Source organism: Listeria welshimeri serovar 6b str. SLCC5334 (assembly GCF_000060285.1).
Classification (GTDB): Bacteria; Bacillota; Bacilli; order Lactobacillales; family Listeriaceae; genus Listeria; species Listeria welshimeri.
In genome coordinates, this window is sequence record NC_008555.1 from 1,552,358 (window position 1) to 1,571,918 (window position 19,561).

General features: G+C 34.7%; 19 protein-coding genes and 2 other annotated features. All 19 genes read right to left on the reverse strand.

From position 1 onward, the window contains the following. The 19 genes from LWE_RS07815 to hemA all read right to left on the reverse strand — a co-directional run bounded on the left by LWE_RS07815 (position 1) and on the right by hemA (position 19,483). A complete protein-coding gene (locus LWE_RS07815; RefSeq protein ID WP_041176349.1) occupies positions 1-819 on the reverse strand; it encodes an MIP/aquaporin family protein in 819 nt (272 codons plus the stop codon). 366 nt (positions 820-1,185) lie between these two features. Beyond that, positions 1,186-1,476, reverse strand: a complete 291-nt coding sequence (gene rpmA / locus LWE_RS07820) for a 50S ribosomal protein L27 (RefSeq protein ID WP_003726866.1) — start codon at positions 1,474-1,476, stop codon at positions 1,186-1,188. A 13-nt stretch (positions 1,477-1,489) separates the two neighbouring features. Further along, positions 1,490-1,807 (reverse strand): ribosomal-processing cysteine protease Prp, encoded by a 318-nt coding sequence (locus LWE_RS07825; protein ID WP_011702342.1) that lies wholly within the window; start codon positions 1,805-1,807, stop codon positions 1,490-1,492. A gap of 18 nt (positions 1,808-1,825) precedes the next feature. Then, positions 1,826-2,134, reverse strand: a complete 309-nt coding sequence (rplU, locus tag LWE_RS07830; protein WP_003719835.1) for a 50S ribosomal protein L21 — start codon at positions 2,132-2,134, stop codon at positions 1,826-1,828. Between the two features lie 12 nt (positions 2,135-2,146). Next, positions 2,147-2,225, reverse strand: a sequence feature (ribosomal protein L21 leader region). 65 nt (positions 2,226-2,290) lie between these two features. After that, entirely contained in the window at positions 2,291-3,652 is a 1,362-nt protein-coding gene (locus LWE_RS07835; RefSeq protein WP_011702343.1) for a ribonuclease E/G, read from the reverse strand. Positions 3,653-3,704: 52 nt separating this feature from the next. Beyond that, positions 3,705-4,505 (reverse strand): septum site-determining protein MinD, encoded by an 801-nt coding sequence (minD, locus tag LWE_RS07840; protein WP_011702344.1) that lies wholly within the window; start codon positions 4,503-4,505, stop codon positions 3,705-3,707. A 2-nt stretch (positions 4,506-4,507) separates the two neighbouring features. Then, positions 4,508-5,185, reverse strand: coding sequence for a septum site-determining protein MinC (minC, locus tag LWE_RS07845; protein WP_011702345.1), 678 nt, complete (start codon positions 5,183-5,185; stop codon positions 4,508-4,510). A 179-nt stretch (positions 5,186-5,364) separates the two neighbouring features. Further along, positions 5,365-5,883, reverse strand: a complete 519-nt coding sequence (mreD, locus tag LWE_RS07850) for a rod shape-determining protein MreD (protein ID WP_011702346.1) — start codon at positions 5,881-5,883, stop codon at positions 5,365-5,367. A gap of 2 nt (positions 5,884-5,885) precedes the next feature. Next, positions 5,886-6,773, reverse strand: coding sequence for a rod shape-determining protein MreC (gene mreC / locus LWE_RS07855; RefSeq protein ID WP_011702347.1), 888 nt, complete (start codon positions 6,771-6,773; stop codon positions 5,886-5,888). Positions 6,774-6,856: 83 nt separating this feature from the next. Beyond that, positions 6,857-7,870 carry a rod shape-determining protein gene (locus LWE_RS07860; RefSeq protein WP_003723230.1) on the reverse strand — a complete coding sequence of 338 codons (1,014 nt, stop codon included), beginning with the start codon at positions 7,868-7,870 and terminating at the stop codon, positions 6,857-6,859. 453 nt (positions 7,871-8,323) lie between these two features. After that, complete coding sequence (gene radC / locus LWE_RS07865) at positions 8,324-8,998, reverse strand: RadC family protein (protein WP_011702348.1); 675 nt, start codon at positions 8,996-8,998, stop codon at positions 8,324-8,326. A 13-nt stretch (positions 8,999-9,011) separates the two neighbouring features. Continuing rightward, positions 9,012-9,722 (reverse strand): prepilin peptidase, encoded by a 711-nt coding sequence (locus LWE_RS07870; RefSeq protein ID WP_011702349.1) that lies wholly within the window; start codon positions 9,720-9,722, stop codon positions 9,012-9,014. Positions 9,723-9,921: 199 nt separating this feature from the next. Then, the gene (locus LWE_RS07875; protein WP_011702350.1) at positions 9,922-11,211 is read right to left on the reverse strand and encodes a bifunctional folylpolyglutamate synthase/dihydrofolate synthase; all 1,290 of its coding nucleotides are present in this window, start codon (positions 11,209-11,211) and stop codon (positions 9,922-9,924) included. A 62-nt stretch (positions 11,212-11,273) separates the two neighbouring features. Continuing rightward, positions 11,274-13,922 (reverse strand): valine--tRNA ligase, encoded by a 2,649-nt coding sequence (locus LWE_RS07880; protein WP_011702351.1) that lies wholly within the window; start codon positions 13,920-13,922, stop codon positions 11,274-11,276. A gap of 48 nt (positions 13,923-13,970) precedes the next feature. Then, positions 13,971-14,197 (reverse strand) — a binding site (T-box leader). A 47-nt stretch (positions 14,198-14,244) separates the two neighbouring features. Then, positions 14,245-15,534, reverse strand: a complete 1,290-nt coding sequence (hemL, locus tag LWE_RS07885) for a glutamate-1-semialdehyde 2,1-aminomutase (protein WP_011702352.1) — start codon at positions 15,532-15,534, stop codon at positions 14,245-14,247. 12 nt (positions 15,535-15,546) lie between these two features. After that, positions 15,547-16,521, reverse strand: a complete 975-nt coding sequence (gene hemB, locus LWE_RS07890) for a porphobilinogen synthase (protein WP_011702353.1) — start codon at positions 16,519-16,521, stop codon at positions 15,547-15,549. Continuing rightward, positions 16,518-17,240, reverse strand: coding sequence for a uroporphyrinogen-III synthase (locus tag LWE_RS07895; protein WP_011702354.1), 723 nt, complete (start codon positions 17,238-17,240; stop codon positions 16,518-16,520). Before LWE_RS07895 ends, hemB begins: the two co-directional genes overlap by 4 nt. Further along, a complete protein-coding gene (hemC, locus tag LWE_RS07900; RefSeq protein WP_011702355.1) occupies positions 17,237-18,166 on the reverse strand; it encodes a hydroxymethylbilane synthase in 930 nt (309 codons plus the stop codon). Before hemC ends, LWE_RS07895 begins: the two co-directional genes overlap by 4 nt. A gap of 3 nt (positions 18,167-18,169) precedes the next feature. Continuing rightward, positions 18,170-19,483, reverse strand: coding sequence for a glutamyl-tRNA reductase (gene hemA / locus LWE_RS07905; protein ID WP_011702356.1), 1,314 nt, complete (start codon positions 19,481-19,483; stop codon positions 18,170-18,172). Between the last annotated feature and the right edge of the window lie 78 nt (positions 19,484-19,561).

Here is a 19,561-nt window from a genome sequence, read left to right on the forward strand (position 1 = left end):
TTATGCTAAATCTTTTTTCTTGTCGAGTTGCATTGTTAAAATAAGAATTAAAATAAATAATACCGCGAATACCCAGAACCACATTCCAAAGTCGCCGTTGATAATGGCATTGTATCCTAAAGCACCTAATGCTCCACCCATAATTGGTCCTATAACTGGAACCCATGAGTATCCCCAATCTGATCCACCTTTACCTGAAATCGGCCAAACAAAATGGGCAATTCTTGGGCCAAGGTCACGAGCTGGGTTGATTGCATAACCAGTCGTTCCACCCAGAGACATCCCGATAGCTATGATTAATGCGCCAACAACAAGTGGATTTAATCCATCTGAAAAGGAATTTGCGCCTAATGATAATAATCCAAACACTAAAATAAAAGTACCTAATGCTTCACCAAAAAAGTTAGATGTAAAATGGCGAATAGCTGGTGCTGTTGCAAAAACACCTAGTTTTGTTGGTTTGTCTTCTGTAGCCTTCCAGTGCGGGTAATAATGTAACCATACGAGTGTTGCCCCGATAAAAGCTCCAATAAACTGAGCAATAATATAAGGCAATACATAGTTCCATGGGAAAGCACCTGCAAGCGCCATACCGATAGTTACTGCCGGGTTAAGATGGGCCATACTCATATATCCTGAAACATATACACCCATTGTAACACCTAACCCCCAAGCTAAAGTAATAACGACCCAACCGCCATTCTCCGCTTTAGACCTTTTTAGTGAAACGCCTGCTACTACCCCAGCCCCTAAGATAATTAGGATGGCAGTACCAATAACCTCACCTAGAAATTGTGTTGCTAAACTTGTGTCAATCATTTTTTCCAACTCCTTCTTCATGCTTATTTGTAGCACCGGAATTTTAACCCTTACTTGTCCCCTTACATTCCGATTATCAATTAACTTCAAAAAAAGAATGACAATCAAAACGTAGGCAGACTAGTACCCTTGCATCGTTTCGATTGTCATCTCTTCTCCTGACATTTTAATTAACTTGAGTCTATTTAATCATATCAAGAAAACGCTGTCAATCAAACGACTTGTCCTATTTTTCACAAAGTATCTTCATCTGCCTCTTTACATTTACCCCAATTTTGGAGAGTTGTAACCCTTTTTAAAAGAAATTAATTCACAAAGATGAAAACACAAAAAAACCGCCACGAATGACGGTTTCTAATTTTGTATTTAAGCTTCTTGTACTTCAGGATAAACGCTAACTTTTTTCTTGTCGCGTCCCATACGTTCAAAACGTACAACGCCATCAGTTTTAGCAAATAAAGTATCATCGCCGCCACGTCCTACGTTAGTTCCTGGATAGATTTTAGTACCACGTTGACGGTAAAGGATAGATCCACCAGTAACAAATTGTCCGTCCGCACGTTTTGCACCTAAACGTTTTGATTCAGAGTCACGTCCGTTAGAAGTCGAACCGCCACCCTTTTTGTGCGCAAAATGTTGAATATCAAATTTTAACATGAAATTCCACCTCCTATTTGGAGTTAATTTTTATATGATCAGGATAGCTGTACGCTAATGACCTTAGTTGATTTTCCATCCCTGTAAGCAAGATTTGAACCACTTCATCTCCAATATAATCAGCAGGTACAGAATAGTAAAGGTAACCTTCAGACTCTTCTATTACAGGTTCAAAATCACGTACCTCCGAAATAGCATTCACCATTCCAAAAGCAATTGACGAAGCTCCTGCACATACTAAATCACTGCCATGTTCGGCAAAATCAGCATGTCCACTCATTGTAAAAGAAATTATTTGGTTGTTTTCTCGCGTAACATCGACTTGAATCATTTTTTTCGTCCTTTCAAATTAAGCATTGATTGCATCAATAGTTAATTTTGTGTAAGGTTGACGATGACCTTGTTTTTTGTGGTAGTTCTTTTTCGGTTTATATTTATAAACTGTCAATTTCTTCGCACGGCCTTGTTTTTCAACTTTAGCTGTTACAGTTGCTCCGTCCACGAATGGCACGCCAACTTTAGCGGAATCTCCGCCTACGAATAGAACTTTGTCAAAAGTAACAACATCTCCAACTTCACCAGCTAATTTCTCAACATAGATCTCTTGGCCTGCTTCTACTTTGATTTGTTTCCCACCTGTTTCAATAATTGCGTACATACTTGCACCTCCTCATATACTAAGACTCGCCATCACAGGGGACTTACACATGGTAAATACTTAACCCAGCTCTGTGCGGTTGTAGCTTGGTGCGCTACAAACATAACAGTAAAATAATAGCACAATTAAGCCAGCCATGTCAATTAAATGTTAACTTTAATTTTCAACACGAGCAATTTGATAAAAAGGAATTCGTTCATCTGCTACTTCCCAGTCAATTGGCGCATGATTGAAAGTATTCAAATCTAAAAACGCATCTAAGACATCTTCAGTGGTAATAATTTGAATGCTGTTTGGCTCTCCTTGCATAATTCCAGCAAGCTCTCTTTCAAGTTGAAAAGCAAGCGTATCTTTTGAAGCAACATGACCAGTTCCATAACAAACCGGACAAGGGATTGTTGTAAATTCTAAAAACGACTGCTGTTTCTTTCGTCTCGTCAACTGTAAAAGCCCTGACTGTGATAAAGCTGCAATTTGTGTCGTCGTATATTCTTCACGACTTTGTCTTTCTATCGCCTCGTATAGCTCCTCATGCCCTGCTTCTGACATCCCACCAATAAAATCAACAATAATCATTCCGCTCATATTACGAAGTCGGATATGCCTAAAAATTTCCGGAACAGCTTTTATATTTACCGATTCAACTGTTTTTTCTTTAGCAGCAGTTCCTTTAAAACGGCTGGAATTCACATCAATTACCCACATAGCTTCTGTTTTTTCAATAAAAAGAGAGGATCCATTTGGAAGATGGACTACTGGCCGACTAAGACGCTCTATTTGTGATTTAATTCCTATGTCAGCAAATAAATCTGAGCTTTTTTTTAAAACAATTTCCCTATTAGGAAAATGGACTTCCAATGTCTTTGCAAATTCAAAATCATCTGTCATAATTTCAGTCGGTGAATAACGCTGAATAAACTGTTTAGCACTCGTAAAGACGCCTGAAGCAGCACTTAACAATAAGCCTGGTTTTTTTCTTGTCGCTGCATCTTTTATTAATAATTGATATTTTTCTCTCGCTTGATTTAGTGCGATTTCTAACTGCTCATTTGATGAGTTCTCCGCATTCGAACGGATAATTACTGCTTCATTTTCATCCAAAAGTAGTTCCATTATTTTTTTCAAGGGTTCCTTGTCAGCAATTCTTTTCGAAATAGAAACATATTCTTTTCCATGTAAATAAATTAGTAAATCACCTGGGAATTCTAGTACCGCTGATAAAAGTGGCAGTTTCGTAGCACTACCTTCTCGAACAATTTGAACAGGGATTTTAGCTCCTTGGTTCTTTTCAAAAATTTCCGGAATATCTTTTAGGTGTATAAAACCTTTGTTCTGATTACCTAAGTCCACAAATGCCGCATCCATTTTTCGATCAATTTTTTGGATAAAACCATAAAAAATATCTCCTACTTGCACTTTTTCAGACGGACGGATAATTTCCATATCAATTAACGTATCATCTTCCAATACTGCAACGCGTTTTTCGATATGAGCCGCATTAATTATTAGTTTTTTCATTCAATCACCTTTTATAAAAACCCTTCATCCAAAAGATAAAGGGTTTAGTTTTTTATTTTCCACCGAAAAGTTGTTTTAAGCGTGCAAAAAAGCCTGGTTTTTTTGCTTCAATTGACATTAAAGGAATAGATTCTCCAAGGATTCGTCTTGCAATATTTCGATATCCTTGAGAAGCACGATTATTTGGTATCATAGCTACAGGATCCCCACTATTAGATGAACGAATAACCTCATCATCGTCAATAATGATTCCTAAAAGTTCAATAGATAAATGTGTTGTAATTTCATCAATATCCATTACATCACCATTAACCATCATTTGCGTACGGATACGATTAATAATAAGTTTAGGTGGTTCAATGTCTTCTTTTTCTAATAAACCAATAATTCTATCAGCATCACGGACAGCTGAAATCTCAGGAGTAGTCACAACAATAGCTTTATCCGCTCCTGCAACAGCATTTTTATAACCAGTTTCAATTCCTGCCGGACAATCAATTAAAATATAATCATAATCTGGTCTTAACTGATTGATTAAGTCTACCATTTGTTCCGCTGAGACGGCATTTTTATCCGTTGTTTGCGCAGCTGGAAGCAAGAAAAGTAAATCGTCAAAACGCTTATCTTTAATCATAGCTTGGTGAATTTTGCAGCGTCCTTCCACTACATCTACCAAGTCATAGATAATACGATTTTCAAGACCTAGAACAACATCTAAATTGCGAAGGCCGATATCCATATCAATCAAGCACACTTTCTTACCTTGAAGAGCAAGTGCCGTTCCTAGGTTAGCAGTTGAAGTAGTTTTTCCTACTCCACCTTTCCCAGAAGTAATGACTATAGCTTCTCCCATGTTTAACGCCCTCCTTGAAAATTAGAAATTTCCGGTCTAATTTTTCTTATCTTATGTATCTCATCAATTACTATTTCATCAGTATCATTTACGAATGCAGAGAACAAATCCGTATCAACCACTTCTTTATAATCTTCACTATCAAACCCGTATACTTTGTCAGCAATTCTGACTTGCGACGGATAAAGGAATTTTCCAGCGACTACAGCATTCTTATCACCTTCAAAGCCAGCATGTATGATCCCCTTGATATTACCTAACACAAAAACATTTCCGTTAGAGCGAATTTGTCCACCAGGATTCACATCACCTATGAGCAAAAAATCTCCTGGTACTTGCACAACCTGACCTGATCGAATAATAGTAGCCATTGAAAAAATTTGGTCACGTTCTTTCCATTTTTTCGCATCATCTTTGGACATAACATTGCTATAAAATGCACTAATTTCCATTTGACTGTTGTTATGGATAATAGTGGATATCTCAAGCTCTTCTTCCTCTGAAAACAAGCGGTTTCCAATTTGAACTTGAACCTCTAATTTTTCACCAGAGTATGGGTTTTGTTTTTTATCTGCTAGCAATTGGGATAATTCTTGTTGCAATTCCAATATACTCGCTTTGTCACTAAGAAAAATACTTATACCATCTTTTGTGCCTTTAATTTGAACATTCTTTTTCATATACCATTTCACCCCGCAACATTTATACTCTAGCCTTTAGTATACACTAACTCAAATTAAATGATAATAAAAAAATACTTTTTCTGAAAAAAACAGCTTGAAATCGCAAACTGCAGAACTATCTCCACAATCATACTTTTTCAAGTAATAGCGATTTCAAACTGATAAAATTACTTTAGTTATTCTGATTTCGCCAGCCGATTTAAGAATAATCGGAACGGGAAAAAGATAACTAAAAAGAATGCCAGATTAAACAAAATGGTTGTCCATAAACGTTGATCAATAAAAACAGGAATACTCATTGTGGTTGAACCAATTAAATAATAAAAAGCATAAACTAAACTTTCCGTAAGAATAACGTTGAAAATAGTAATTAAACCCACCAGAAAAATGTTGTTTTGCAATACTTTCATAAATTTGTCCGTAATATAAACGGTAAATGGAAAGATTGCAAAATAAATTCCCATGACACCAGTATAATAAATATCAAATAATAACCCCAAAATAAAAGCATACACTAAAGTCGTATTACGTTTATAAAAACATGTCATTATTGTCAACATTACAAGTAAAAAGTGTGGAATAAATAGATGCTTGTCATTGAAGAGTCCGTTACCAAATTGAAGACTAAAGACCCCTTCTAAAATAAAGGTACCAACCATGATTGCTGGAAGAGCAATGTTTTTCTTTACATTCATGATTATTGCCCTCCAGACGTATCCGAACTAGTTGAATCATCACTCGTAGTTCCTGTTTCAGCTGAGCGCTTCAAAACAGTTACATGGTTCAAATCATACATATCAGCACCTGGCTTGATGAACGCGGTTTGAGATAGTCCCATTTTATCCGTTTCTACTTTTTCGATAGTCCCGATAAAAATACCTGCTGGGAATTTCCCGCCAAGACCAGAAGTAACAACTTTTTGTCCTTTTTTAAATTTCATATCGTATGGTAATTGTTTTACTTCAAGCAACTTAGTATCACTGTCATATCCATTAATAATACCATATGCGTTTTCCGCACCTTGCACTTTTGCTGAAACACGGTTTTTAACATCAGATGAAGTGAGTAATTCAACTGTAGCTGATTTAGCACCAGTAGTTGTAACTTTTCCTATAAGACCACTAGGTGTAGTGACAGCCATATCAGGTTTTACTCCATCACTTGATCCTTTGTCAATTTCTATTTGATCGTTCCAATTGGTTGGATTTCTAGAAATAACAGAAGCATTTAATGGATCATAGTCGCGGATACTCTCAGTAATATCAAGATTTTCTTTTAAATCTTTATTTTCTTTTTTTAAGTCTGCAACTTCACTTTCAAGTTGTGCCAATTCTTCTAAACGTTCTTTCAGATGTTGGTTTTCAGTGTAAGTGTTTTTTAAGTCTGCAACTCCACCAAAAACACCTGAGACAAATGAAGTAGGCTTAGCTACAATATTTTCGCCAAATCCAACAACATCTTTCACAAATTGTTCCGGCCACGAAGCATTCTCACGATCACGTAAAGAAAAACCGACTAACGCGACGAGAACAATAATTGAGATTAACAAGATAATCAAACGTTTATTAAGAAAAAATTGCGGCATAACGACACCTCATCTCGTTAGTACTCTTTTTTCGCTTTTTTGAAACTAATTCATCTTGTTATATGAATAAATGAGTGTGTCATTTAGTTCATTTTCTTACGTTTGTACATATCCATGTTTTCTAAAGCTTTACCAGTTCCAATTGCAACACAATCAAGTGGTTCATCTGCAATAATTACAGGCATTTTTGTTTCTTCTGAAATAACTGTATCTAAATTGCGTAGTAGAGCTCCACCACCAGTTAACACAATACCTTTATCCATAATATCCGCTGATAATTCTGGAGGAGTGTTTTCAAGCGTACCTTTAACTGCATCAATAATTGCAGCTACAGTATCTGCTAGCGCTTCACTAATTTCTTCTGGAGTAATTTCAATTGTTTTTGGAAGACCAGTCACTAAATCACGTCCACGAATACTAAATGGAGACAAATCCAAACCTTTTGGACTAGCTGAACCGATTTCCATTTTGATTGCTTCTGCAGTACGATCACCGATTAAAAGATTATATTTTTTACGAATATAGTTAATAATAACTTCATCTAAATCATCACCAGCAGTTCTTACTGAACGACTAGTTACAATTCCACCTAAAGAAATTACAGCAACTTCTGTAGTACCACCACCGATATCCACTACCATACTACCTGTTGGTTCACCGACCGGCAAACCAGCACCGATAGCCGCAGCAAAAGGTTCTTCAATTGTGAAAGCATCTTTTGCACCTGCTTGACGAGTTGCATCAATTACAGCACGTTTTTCTACACCTGTAATTCCAGATGGTACGCATATCATCACACGTGGTTTACTTGCATTAACACTTTTTCCAGCTTTTTGTATGTAATATTTCATCATTGCTGCTGTGGTATCATAGTCCGCAATAACTCCATCTTTCATTGGACGGATTGCAACAATATTCCCTGGAGTTCTACCAATCATATTTTTCGCATCGCTACCAACTGCAACTATTTCTTGTGTGTCTTTTTTCATCGCAACAACGGAAGGCTCACGAAGGACAATTCCTTTTCCTTTCATATAGACAAGTGTGTTCGCTGTTCCTAAATCAATTCCAATATCTTTATTACCAAATCCAAACATCTGTATTCTCCTTTTCCTTCGTAATATTCTACAGGATACATTAAGTTTCCCTATTCGTCCATTAAATTAATGTTACCTTATCTCTTTGTGTCAAGGTTTCTTTATAAACACATAAACAACCATCTTATTATAACATAAGTAAGACTATCAGACATTAATTTTTCATTAGAAGAAAAAAATTTTAACTTTTCTTTAAAAATATATATTTTAACTCATTAAAATCAATGAAATACGTTTCCTAATATAACTTCTTATTGTTTTAAATATTCAACAATACAAAGTAAAATTGGGATACTAAACATGCCTACTATTACTGAAAACACAATAATATTATCTTTGTAAACTCTCCATCTATTAAGCATTGTGACCCACCTTTTGCAATTTAATAGGTTCTCACTTTAGCATAAAAAATGAAAACTTGTCTGTGGATATTTTGTGAACACTTAATATATTTTAAAAATAGCCTTTTTCTTTCAGACTAATATATTTATTTTTACCAATAATAATGTGATCCAACAATGTAATACCAATTATGTTACCAGCTTCTACTAATCTTTTAGTAACAAGTAAATCTTCACTTGAAGGTGTTGGGTCTCCAGAAGGATGATTATGAAAACACATAATAGCTGCTGAGGACTTTCTAAGTGCTAATCTAAATACCTCTCTCGGATGAACAATCGATGCATTTAATCCTCCAACAAAAATAGTTTGCCTATAAATGACTTGATTCTTAGTATTTAGAAAAATACAGTGAAAATGTTCTTGAAACAAAAAAGCTAATTCAGGCATTACTAATTTCACCGCGTCATCAGGGCATCTAATAACAATTTCTTCTTGATTAGTTACAATACTAATACGCCTACCCAGCTCAATTGCTGCCATTATTTTTGAGGCTTTTGCTACTCCAATTCCATTCACAAGTTGGAATTCCTCGATTGAAGCATATTGCATTTCTGCTACATGCTTAAATTTCATGATAATTCTATTTGCTATTGTTAAAACCGATTCATTTTTTGTGCCTGTTTCAATTATTAACGCGACTAATTCCGATGACGAAAGAGCCTCTATCCCATAATTTTGAAGTTTTTCACGTGGTTTTTCGCTTTCTGAAATCTCACTTGTAAGCATATAAGTCCTCTCCTTACGTTATTAAAATACTAATCAGTATAAAAGATGTAAAAATATAAGGAACAAATGGCACTTGATTATCTTTCTTTATTTTTTTCAATGCAAGTGCAGTCAATAGAGAAAAGGTTCCCAGTAAAATGGCTGAAAAGAAAATAAAATACCCCATTTTAAAACCTAAAAAAGAGCCTAAGACAATGAATATTTTGATATCCCCTAATCCAATTCCTTTACGGAAAATAAGATAAAATAATAAATAAAAAAGACTACTTAAAATTATAGAGTAAACTAGAGTTGAAAAAGGAAGTTGAAATAATAAATAGAATAGTAATAATGTGCTAAAGAAAAGAAACATAATAGCATTCGGAACATACATATATAAAATATCTGTAATAAGAAAAAATGCTAAAAAGTAATAAATACTACAATAGATAAAAAAGTGCTGAGAAAACGAAAACTCCACATATAAAAAGACCATATAACAAGGTGTAATTATTTCTAGTAAAAAATAAGTAAACGGAATGGAAACCTTACAACACTTAGATTTCCCTTTTAAAAACAAGAAAGAAAACACAGGAATTATTTGTAAAAATGTTAATGTTTTTTTGCAGTAATTACATTCAGAGAACCGAAATAAAAATGGTTTTTTAATTGGGAAACATTCCGCTGCTACTTGAATAAAAGATATAATAATAGCACTATAAATAATTATAAGAAAAGGAACCATTTGTCACCTCCGAGTTGATAAAACAAGAATAGCAAAGATGATTTATTTTTGCACATTGATAAAATTGTATTTTCAGGTATTTAAAAATACGAAAACACCTATTTTACTTTAAAAGAAAATAGGTGTTTTCAAAGCAAATAAGTGTTCAAAAAACAATTTTAGGTATTTGAGCTTTTTTATTTCTCGCAGTATACTTTTTTTATGCTAAATAGTTGAATACAAATTTTCGTACTTCTGAGATGAAATAAAGGGATCCTGTAATAAATATTTTAGAATCATTTTTTGATTGGACAGTATCATTTATAGCGTCATGCCAGACAGGATTTACAGCAATATCTTCTAGTTTTCCAACATTTATAGTTTCTTGTGCTGACATTGCTCGCGAGTAATCGAAAGTCGTTAATATTATTTCACAATCGGGAATTGATTTTAAACTGCTTAACATTTCTTTGTAATTCTTGTCCTTCAAAATGCTTACTATGATTATTTTATGACCTGAAAACCTGTTAATTGAATGTTTTAATGTTTCAATTCCTTCTGGATTATGCGCTCCGTCGACAATAATAAGTGGTTTTTCTAAAATAGTTTCCATTCGTCCAGGCCAAAATGCTTTTTTTAAGCCCGCCTTGATTGCTTTTTCATCTATATCATACAATGAATAAGTGTTTAGGTATTGTATTACTTTGATTGCTAGCGAAGCATTATTTAGCTGATGAAAACCATCTAGGCCAGTTACTAAATCTACTATTTCTTCCCCATGCTTTGTCTTAAAAGTTGCTGTTTTTCCGTCTAATTGGATAAAAAAATCTTGATTTAATTGAGCAAAATTAGCTTTATTCTTTGAGGCAATTGCTTTTATAACTTCTTGTGCTTCTGACTGTATAACACCAGATATTACTGGAGTTCCTGGTTTTATTATTCCTGCTTTTTCGCTAGCAATTTCTTCAATAGTATTTCCAAGGAATTCCATATGATCCATTCCAATAGTTGTTATAACTGAAACAAGGGGCAGTAAAATATTAGTTGAATCTAATCTTCCACCCAGCCCAACCTCTATAATACCAATATCGATAGAATCATATTCTGCAAAATATAAAAACATCATTGCTGTTATAATTTCAAATTCAGAAGGCGGACCATAAATAGTGTTTTTTAATTCCTCTGCAATTGGCTTCATTCGATTAGCTAAGATTAAAATTTTATCATCACTAATAGGTTTACCATTTACACTAATTCTTTCATTAAAAGTTTCAATATAAGGTGAAGTAAAAGTCCCTGTTGTATACCCAGCTTCTTCTATACAGTTCCTTATAAAAGTAAGCGTGGAACCTTTTCCATTGGTGCCAGCAATATGTATCCACTTATTTGCTTTTTCAGGATGATTAAGCTTTTCCATGATATATTCCATTCTAGCTAAACCCGGCTTTATTCCTAATCGCAATGTTCCATGAATCCATTCGAGTGCTTCTTCATATGATTTCAATGTCATTATTTTATCACCTCAAAAAATGGACCTTACCATTCGTTTTCATGATAAGGTCAATTTATTTATTAAACTTCTTTTAGGGTTTCAATTCTTTCAAGAACAGATGCTTTTTTCTCAAGATAGTCTTTTTCTTTTAACCGTTCTTCAGCTACAACGGTTTCAGGAGCTTTACTAATAAAGCGTTCATTGTTAAGTTTACCTTGAACCCTTGCAACTTCTTTGTTCCATTTTTCTAGTTCTTTTTCAAGACGTGCGATTTCAACATCTAAATCAATCAAAGCCTCTAGCGGAATAAAGATTTCTGCACCTGACACAACAGCTGTCATTGCAGTTTTAGATGGTTCAATATCAAAGGCAATTGTTACATGTTCTGGATTACAAAAACGTTCAATATAAGCAATATTTTGTTCAAAAATTTCTTTATAGGCTTCATCTTTAGGTTTAATTTCTAAATCAATTTGTTTGCTTAAAGGTGTATTTACTTCGGAACGAATATTTCGTACAGCTCGAATTACTTCTACTAACGTTTGCATTGCTTTAGATGCTTTTGAATCCATTTGTTTTTCATTAACTTTTGGCCATTCAGCGATAGTAATGGATTCGCCTTCATGAGGTAAGTTTTGCCAAATTTCTTCTGTTACAAAAGGCATAAATGGATGCAATAAGCGCATCGTAGTATTCAAAGTGTATGCAAGCACAGATCTTGTTGTTTGTTTAGCATCTTCATCTTCTCCATATAAAGGAATTTTAGCGATTTCAATATACCAATCACAAAAATCATCCCAAATAAAGTTATAAAGTGTTCTTCCAACTTCACCAAACTCATATTTTTCACCTAAGGAGGTAACAGCCTGAATAGTTTCATTTAATCTCGTTAGAATCCACTTATCACTAACTTCGCTAACTTTTGTTAAATCAATTTCACTATACTTCATATCATTTAGATTCATTAATACAAATCGAGAAGCATTCCATATTTTGTTAATGAAATTCCAAGTTGATTCTACTTTTTCAAAACTGAATTTCAAATCTTGACCTGGAGAAGAACCTGTTGCTAATGTATAACGTAATGAGTCAGCACCATATTTATCAATTACTTCAATTGGGTCTACACCATTTCCAAGTGATTTAGACATTTTACGTCCTTCTGAATCACGCACTAAACCATGAATTAAAGTATCTTTGAAAGGTCTTTCACCTGTGAATTCTACTGATTGGAAAATCATTCGAGAAACCCAGAAGAAGATGATATCATAACCAGTTACAAGTGTATTTGTTGGAAAGAAATGTTGGAAATCTTGGTTTTCTGTATCTGGCCAGCCCATTGTAGAAAATGGCCATAATGCTGAGCTAAACCATGTATCAAGTACATCTTCATCCTGTTCCCATTCTGAACTGTTTTCAGGTTCTTTTTCTCCAACATAAATTTCACCTGTTTCTTTGTGATACCAAGCTGGAATCCTATGTCCCCACCATAGCTGACGTGAAATACACCAGTCATGAATATTATCCATCCATGTTTCGTAAGTTTTTTCAAATCTAGCGGGTACAAAATTCACTTTGTCTTCTGTTTTTTGAAGTGCTAAAGCTTCTGAAGCAAGTGGCTCCATTTTTACAAACCATTGTAATGAAAGATATGGTTCAACAACAGCTCCAGTTCTTTCTGAATGTCCAACTGAATGAAGATGAGGTTCTTGTTTAATAAATAAGTCTAAGTCTTTGAAATCTTGAATAATCGCTTTTCTTGCTTCAAAACGGTCTAAGCCTTCATATTTGCCAGCATTTCCATTCATTTTGCCATCTTCGTGCATAACTATGATTCTAGGTAAATCATGACGATTCCCGACTTCAAAGTCATTTGGATCATGAGCTGGAGTGATTTTAACAGCGCCAGAACCAAATTCTCTTTCTACGTAATCATCTGCTACAATTGGGATTTCTCTATTCAATACTGGCAACATAATTGTTTTACCAATTAAATGTTGATATCTTTCATCTTTAGGGTGAACTGCAACAGCGGTATCTCCAGGGATAGTTTCTGGACGAGTTGTTGCTACTTCTAAAAATCCAGATCCATCAGTAAGTGGATATTTAAGATGGTAAAAACTGCCCTCAATATCTTTATGAATAACTTCAATATCAGAAAGCGCTGTTTTTGCTTCTGGATCCCAGTTAATAATATATTGTCCGCGGTAAATAAGACCTTTGTTGTATAAGGTTACAAACACTTTTTTTACAGCATCAGAAAGTCCATCGTCTAACGTGAAACGCTCTCTTGAATAGTCTAATCCTAGACCTAATTTTTCCCATTGTTCACGAATAAAATCCGCATATTCTTCTTTCCATTCCCAAGTTTTGTCAATAAATTTTTCACGTCCAAGATCATAGCGGGAAATGTTATTTTCTTTTAATTTCGCTTCTACTTTAGCTTGGGTAGCAATACCTGCGTGATCCATTCCTGGTAAATATAAAGTATCGAAGCCTTGCATTCTTTTCATTCGAGTAATAATATCTTGAAGTGTTGTATCCCAAGCATGACCTAAATGGAGCTTTCCAGTTACGTTAGGTGGCGGAATTACAATACTATAAGGTTCTTTGTCTGTATTTCCTTCTGCTTTAAAGAATTCTTTTTCTTGCCACCATTTATACTTTCCTTCTTCTACTTTGCTAGGTTCATATTTAGTAGGCATATTTATTTCATTTGGTTCTGTCATAACGATTCCTCCTTTTTTGAGCAAAATAAAAAACTCTTCTCATCCTAATAAAAGGACGAAAAGAGTATTATTCGCGGTACCACCTTTTTACCCACAGAAAAAATGTAGGCACTTCATTAGGTTAACGATAGAGAAAATCTACCGGTCATTCCCTACTAATTAATTCAGGAATACTGCTCCAAGGCTACCTTCAGACATTATTTTTGAAAGCTTACACCAACCGCTTTCTCTCTTTGAAAAATAAAAGTCTTACTCTTCCTCTTCATCGCATTTGATAATATAATCTAAAAATAATTTTAACAAAAGTTTATAGATTCGTCAATTAACCGCGAAGTGTTTTACAAGTATGATCAAAAGCTTCTAAAGTCTTATCTATTTCCTTTTCGGTATGCATGGTCGAAATGAATACACCTTCAAATTGAGATGGCGGTAAAAAGATACCTTGATTAAGCATTTCACGATAATAATTCCGGAAGAATTCCAGATTACTTGTTTTCGCAGTATCAAAATTAATCACTTTTTGATCGGTGAAAAAGAATCCGAACATCGACCCAGCTTTATTAATAGAAATTGGCACTTCTCGTCTAGTAGAGATTTCTGTTAACCCTTCTTCCATTCGCTTAATCAAAGAACGGAAAACATCATAATGTTGTGGAGTTAATTGACGAACCGTTTCGAAACCAGCATTCATTGCTAAAGGATTGCCAGATAATGTTCCTGCTTGATAAATAGAACCTGCCGGAGCAATTTGTTCCATAATTTCTTTTTTACCACCATATGCACCAACAGGCAAACCGCCGCCGATTACTTTTCCAAGACAAGTAATATCCGGAGTAACCACGTAATAACCTTGTGCGGAATAGTAATCCACTCGGAAACCTGTCATTACTTCGTCGAAAATTAGTAAAGCGCCATATTTAGTCGTTAAATCTCTAAGTCCTTCTAAAAAACCTTCAATTGGTGGGACTACGCCCATGTTACCGGCAACTGGTTCCACAATAACTGCTGCAATTTCTTCACCATATTTTTCGAAAGCTAATTTAGCACCTTCGACATCATTATATGGAACTGTGATTGTATCTGCAGCAAGACCTTTAGTTACGCCAGGAGAGTCTGGTAAGCCAAGAGTTGCTACACCTGAACCTGCTTTAATTAATAAAGAATCCCCATGGCCATGGTAACTTCCTTCGAATTTTAATATTTTTTCTCTTTTTGTATAACCACGTGCTAAACGAATAGCACTCATTGTTGCTTCTGTTCCTGATGAGACCATACGAACTATCTCAATGGACGGTACACGTTCGATAACCAATTTGGCCAGTTCCGTTTCGATTTCTGTAGGTGTTCCAAAACTTGTCCCTTTCATAGCTGCTTTTGTAATAGCATCCACAACAGAAGGATTAGCATGACCTAAAATCAGAGGTCCCCATGATAGCACATAATCAATATATTCATTTCCATCAATATCTGTAATATATGCTCCTTTCCCATGATCCATGAAGACTGGCGTCGCGTCTACAGAATTGAATGCTCGAACTGGACTATTTACACCACCAGGTAAAACTTTCTTTGCTTCTTTAAAAGCTTTTTCAGATTTTGAATAGTTTAGCAAATTTTCTACCTCCTATTTATTTAAGTATTTAGAGACATCTTTTGCAAAATAAGTAATAATCAGTGTTGCTCCTGCTCGTTTCATACTAGTTAACATTTCTAAAACAATTTTTTCTTCATCTATCCAGCCATTTTGTGCAGCTGCTTTCACCATTGCATATTCACCGCTGACATTGTAGGCAACAACTGGCAAGTTTGTATTATTTTTGACGTCGCGCATAATATCTAAATAAGATAAGGACGGCTTAACAATTAAGAAATCTGCCCCTTCTTTTTCATCGGATATTGCTTCACGTAAAGCTTCTTCTCTATTAGCAGGGTCCATTTGGTAAGATTTTCTATCGCCAAATTGTGGAGCACTTCCAGCAGCATCTCGAAAAGGTCCGTAAAAGGCAGATGCGTATTTTACTGCATAAGACATAATGGGAATATCATAGAATCCAGCCTCATCAAGCCCTTCACGGATTACTTGAACAAATCCATCCATCATGTTAGAAGGTGCAATAATATCCGCTCCAGCAGAAGCTTGACTAACAGCCGTTTTTTTCAGTAATTCAAGTGATTCATCATTTAAAATCTCACCATTTTCGATAACTCCACAATGGCCATGGTCTGTAAATTCGCATAAGCAAGTATCCGCTACTACTATGATTTCAGGATGATTATTTTTAATAAGTTTTGTAGCTTCTTGAATAATCCCGTGATCATGATAAGCTTGCGTACCAACAGCATCTTTTTCTGCAGGTATTCCAAATAGAATAACTGCTTTAATTCCAAGACTTTCTACGGTGCGCATTTCTTCTTCTAATTCGTGCAAAGGAAATTGAAAAACTCCTGGCATCGAAACTACTTCTGTTTTTGATTCTGTGCCATCTTTGACAAAAATCGGATAGATTAAATCATCTGTATGTAAAACCGTTTCTCTCACTAAATCACGCATTGTTTTATTTTTTCTTAGACGACGATGTCTATCAAATTGGTTATTCATTTTAATTCCTCCTGTATTATCAAATCAGCTAAGTGCTTCATGGTGAAGGTTTTTGGTTGATAAGTTACTTTCCAACCATCTGCTAAAATAGCTTCCGTAGTTACATTTCCAATTGAAGCAATACACCAGTTGTCTTTTTGATTCGAAAATGAACCTGCAATTGAATAAAAGTTTTTCCAAGCAGATGGACTAGCAAAAACGATTATTTTCTTTTCATTTAGTTGTAATTGCTTTTTTAATAAAGCTTTCGAATCATTAGGAAAAATTGTTTCATACAATACAATTGGGGAAACAAGATGTCCTTTTGCTATCAATGTATCTTCCATGATGGAACGACTTAAATTACTTTGTGGTAATAAGATTCTTGTTTGTTGTTGATTTTCATTTAACCACTCTGATAAAAATACTTCTGACTGATAAATGGATGGCACAAAAGCAGGTTTATAACCATATTCAGCTAACTTTTCTTTCGTTCTCTCACCAATAACTGCATATTTATAATGAGCTTTATCTATTCGAGTTGCAAAAAAATACTCTACTGCATTTACACTTGTTAAGAAAACCCAATCTGCCTCTTTCTGCGCTAAATCAAAAATAATATGTTTCGGATAGGTTTCAATTAGCGGAATAGATTCAACAGTAAAACCATTTTGAGAAAAATATTCATTCCAAGGCTTATTTTTATTTGCTTCTCTTGTTAAAATAATTTTTTTAATCATTTATTTCTCAACTCTTCAATAATTGTTTCTGCGCCTTCACTTAGCAAAACTTCTGCTACTTTATTTCCTATTTGACCCGGATTTTCTCCAATTTCTTTTGATTCAAGAATTTTAGAACCATCTGCATTTCCAACCAGCCCTTTAAAATGAATTTGCTCACCTATCTTAGTAGCAAATCCAGCAATCGGGATTTCGCAGCCACCATTTAATTTTTTTAAAAAAACTCGCTCTGCTTCTACACAGATACCTGTTTCTTCATGATGGATCGTCGCTAACATATCTCGAATTAACTGGTCACTCTCTCGACACTCAATCGCAAGCGCTCCTTGTCCAACCGCTGGCAAACATACTTCGGGTGCAATATCTTCTAGTTTTAATGTGGTATTTTCTAACCATCCCATTCGAGCTAGTCCAGCTTTAGCCAAAATGATCGCATCAAAATTTTCGACATGCAATTTTTGAAGGCGAGTATCAATGTTTCCGCGGATTGGTCTAATGTTAAAATCAGGACGATGTTTTAAAAGTTGGGCTGCCCGGCGTAGACTACTTGTACCAACAATTGCTCCTTTTGGCAAATCATCAAGTGAACTAACTTGATTAAAAACAAAACAGTCTAGTGGCGATTCGCGTTTAGGAATAGCACCAATGACTAGTCCTTCTTCCAAACTAGAAGGAACATCTTTCATACTATGTACCGCAAAATCAATTGTACTGTTACTCAAAGCTTGCTCCACTTCCGATACGAATAAACCCTTACCACCTACTTTGCTAAGCGTCACATCTAAAATGCGATCTCCTTTTGTAACGATTTCTTTTATTTCAAAGTCAAATTCTGGATATTGTTCTTTGAGTTTATTAATCACCCAATTAGATTGTGTTAAAGCTAATTTACTTCGTCTGGAACCAACAATTATTTTCCTTTTCATAGATTAACTCCTCGTTTCAGCTTGTTCTTGCGTTTTTTCAGATAAAGTTATATCCAATTCTGTCAAACCAAATATACGTTTAAAATGTTCAATGCTTGTAGGTGCATCATTTTCAACAGACATTTCTTTTAGTTCTGAAATAGGTTGTTTTAACATCTGGTTAATAATACTTTTCATATGCTTACCTATTTGGATATATTCGCGCTCTGTTAGACCAGGAAGTTTGTTTTCTAAACTTGTCATCGTAATTTCTTGCATTTCCAGCGCTTTTTCACGTAAGGCACGAATTACTGGTACGACACCGAGCTGTTTTTCCCATTCAAAAAAGTTTTGTACTTCTGTTTCAATCGTATTTTCAAGCGCTAGAACTATTTTTTGACGTTCTAATGAGTTTGCACTAACCACCCCAGCTAAATCATCAATATCGTATAAATGGAAATTGGGAATATATGAACAATCATGTTCAACATTTCTTGGTAAACCAATATCGATTACAAGCATAGAAGTTGATTTTTGACTCATCAAAATTTGCATATCTTTTTGTTTAATGATGGGTTCGTCTGCACTAGTGGATACAAGGACAATATCTGCTATAGATAAATAATTGTTCATCTCTTCGTATGTTCCCACTTTAGCTTGAAATTGATCCGCTAATATTTCTGCGTTGGCTTTTGTGCGATTAATTATTGTTATATCTGCAATTCCACTTCCAGCAAGGTTCTGTAGAGCAAGTTCACTCATTTCCCCAGCGCCGACCAGAACAATTTTTTTGTTTTCTAATGAACCATATAATTTTTTTGCAACTTCTACTGCTGCATAGCTAACAGAAACTGCATTTTCATTAATTTTTGTTTGATGATGTACTTTTTTTGCAAAAGTAACTACTTCACGAAAAAGTTTATTTAATAATGTACCAGTTGTTCCTGTTTGTTTAGCGATTTCGAATGCATGTTTTACTTGTCCGAGAATTTGTGTTTCTCCTAGTACAAGCGAATCGAGTCCCGCGGTTACTTTATATAGATGATTAACAGCCTCTTTTTCTTCATGGAAAAACAAATAAGGCTCAATTTTTTCCATATCCATTTGAAACCAATTAGCCATAAACCGTTTTAAATAATATCTGCCAGTATGTATTTGATCTACAACTGCTACAATTTCCGTTCGATTGCATGTTGAAATAATAACATTTTCAAGGATACTTTTTTCCTGTAATAATGTTATTAATGCCATTTCTTCTTCTGTTTCTTTAAAAACTAATTTTTCGCGGATGTCGATTGGTGCTGTATGATGATTCAGCCCCATGGTGAGAATAAACATTCGATAATCCTCCTAAAATCAAATTGAACTCTTATACATTCTACCACTTTTCGATGATGACACCAAATAGTCCGTTTA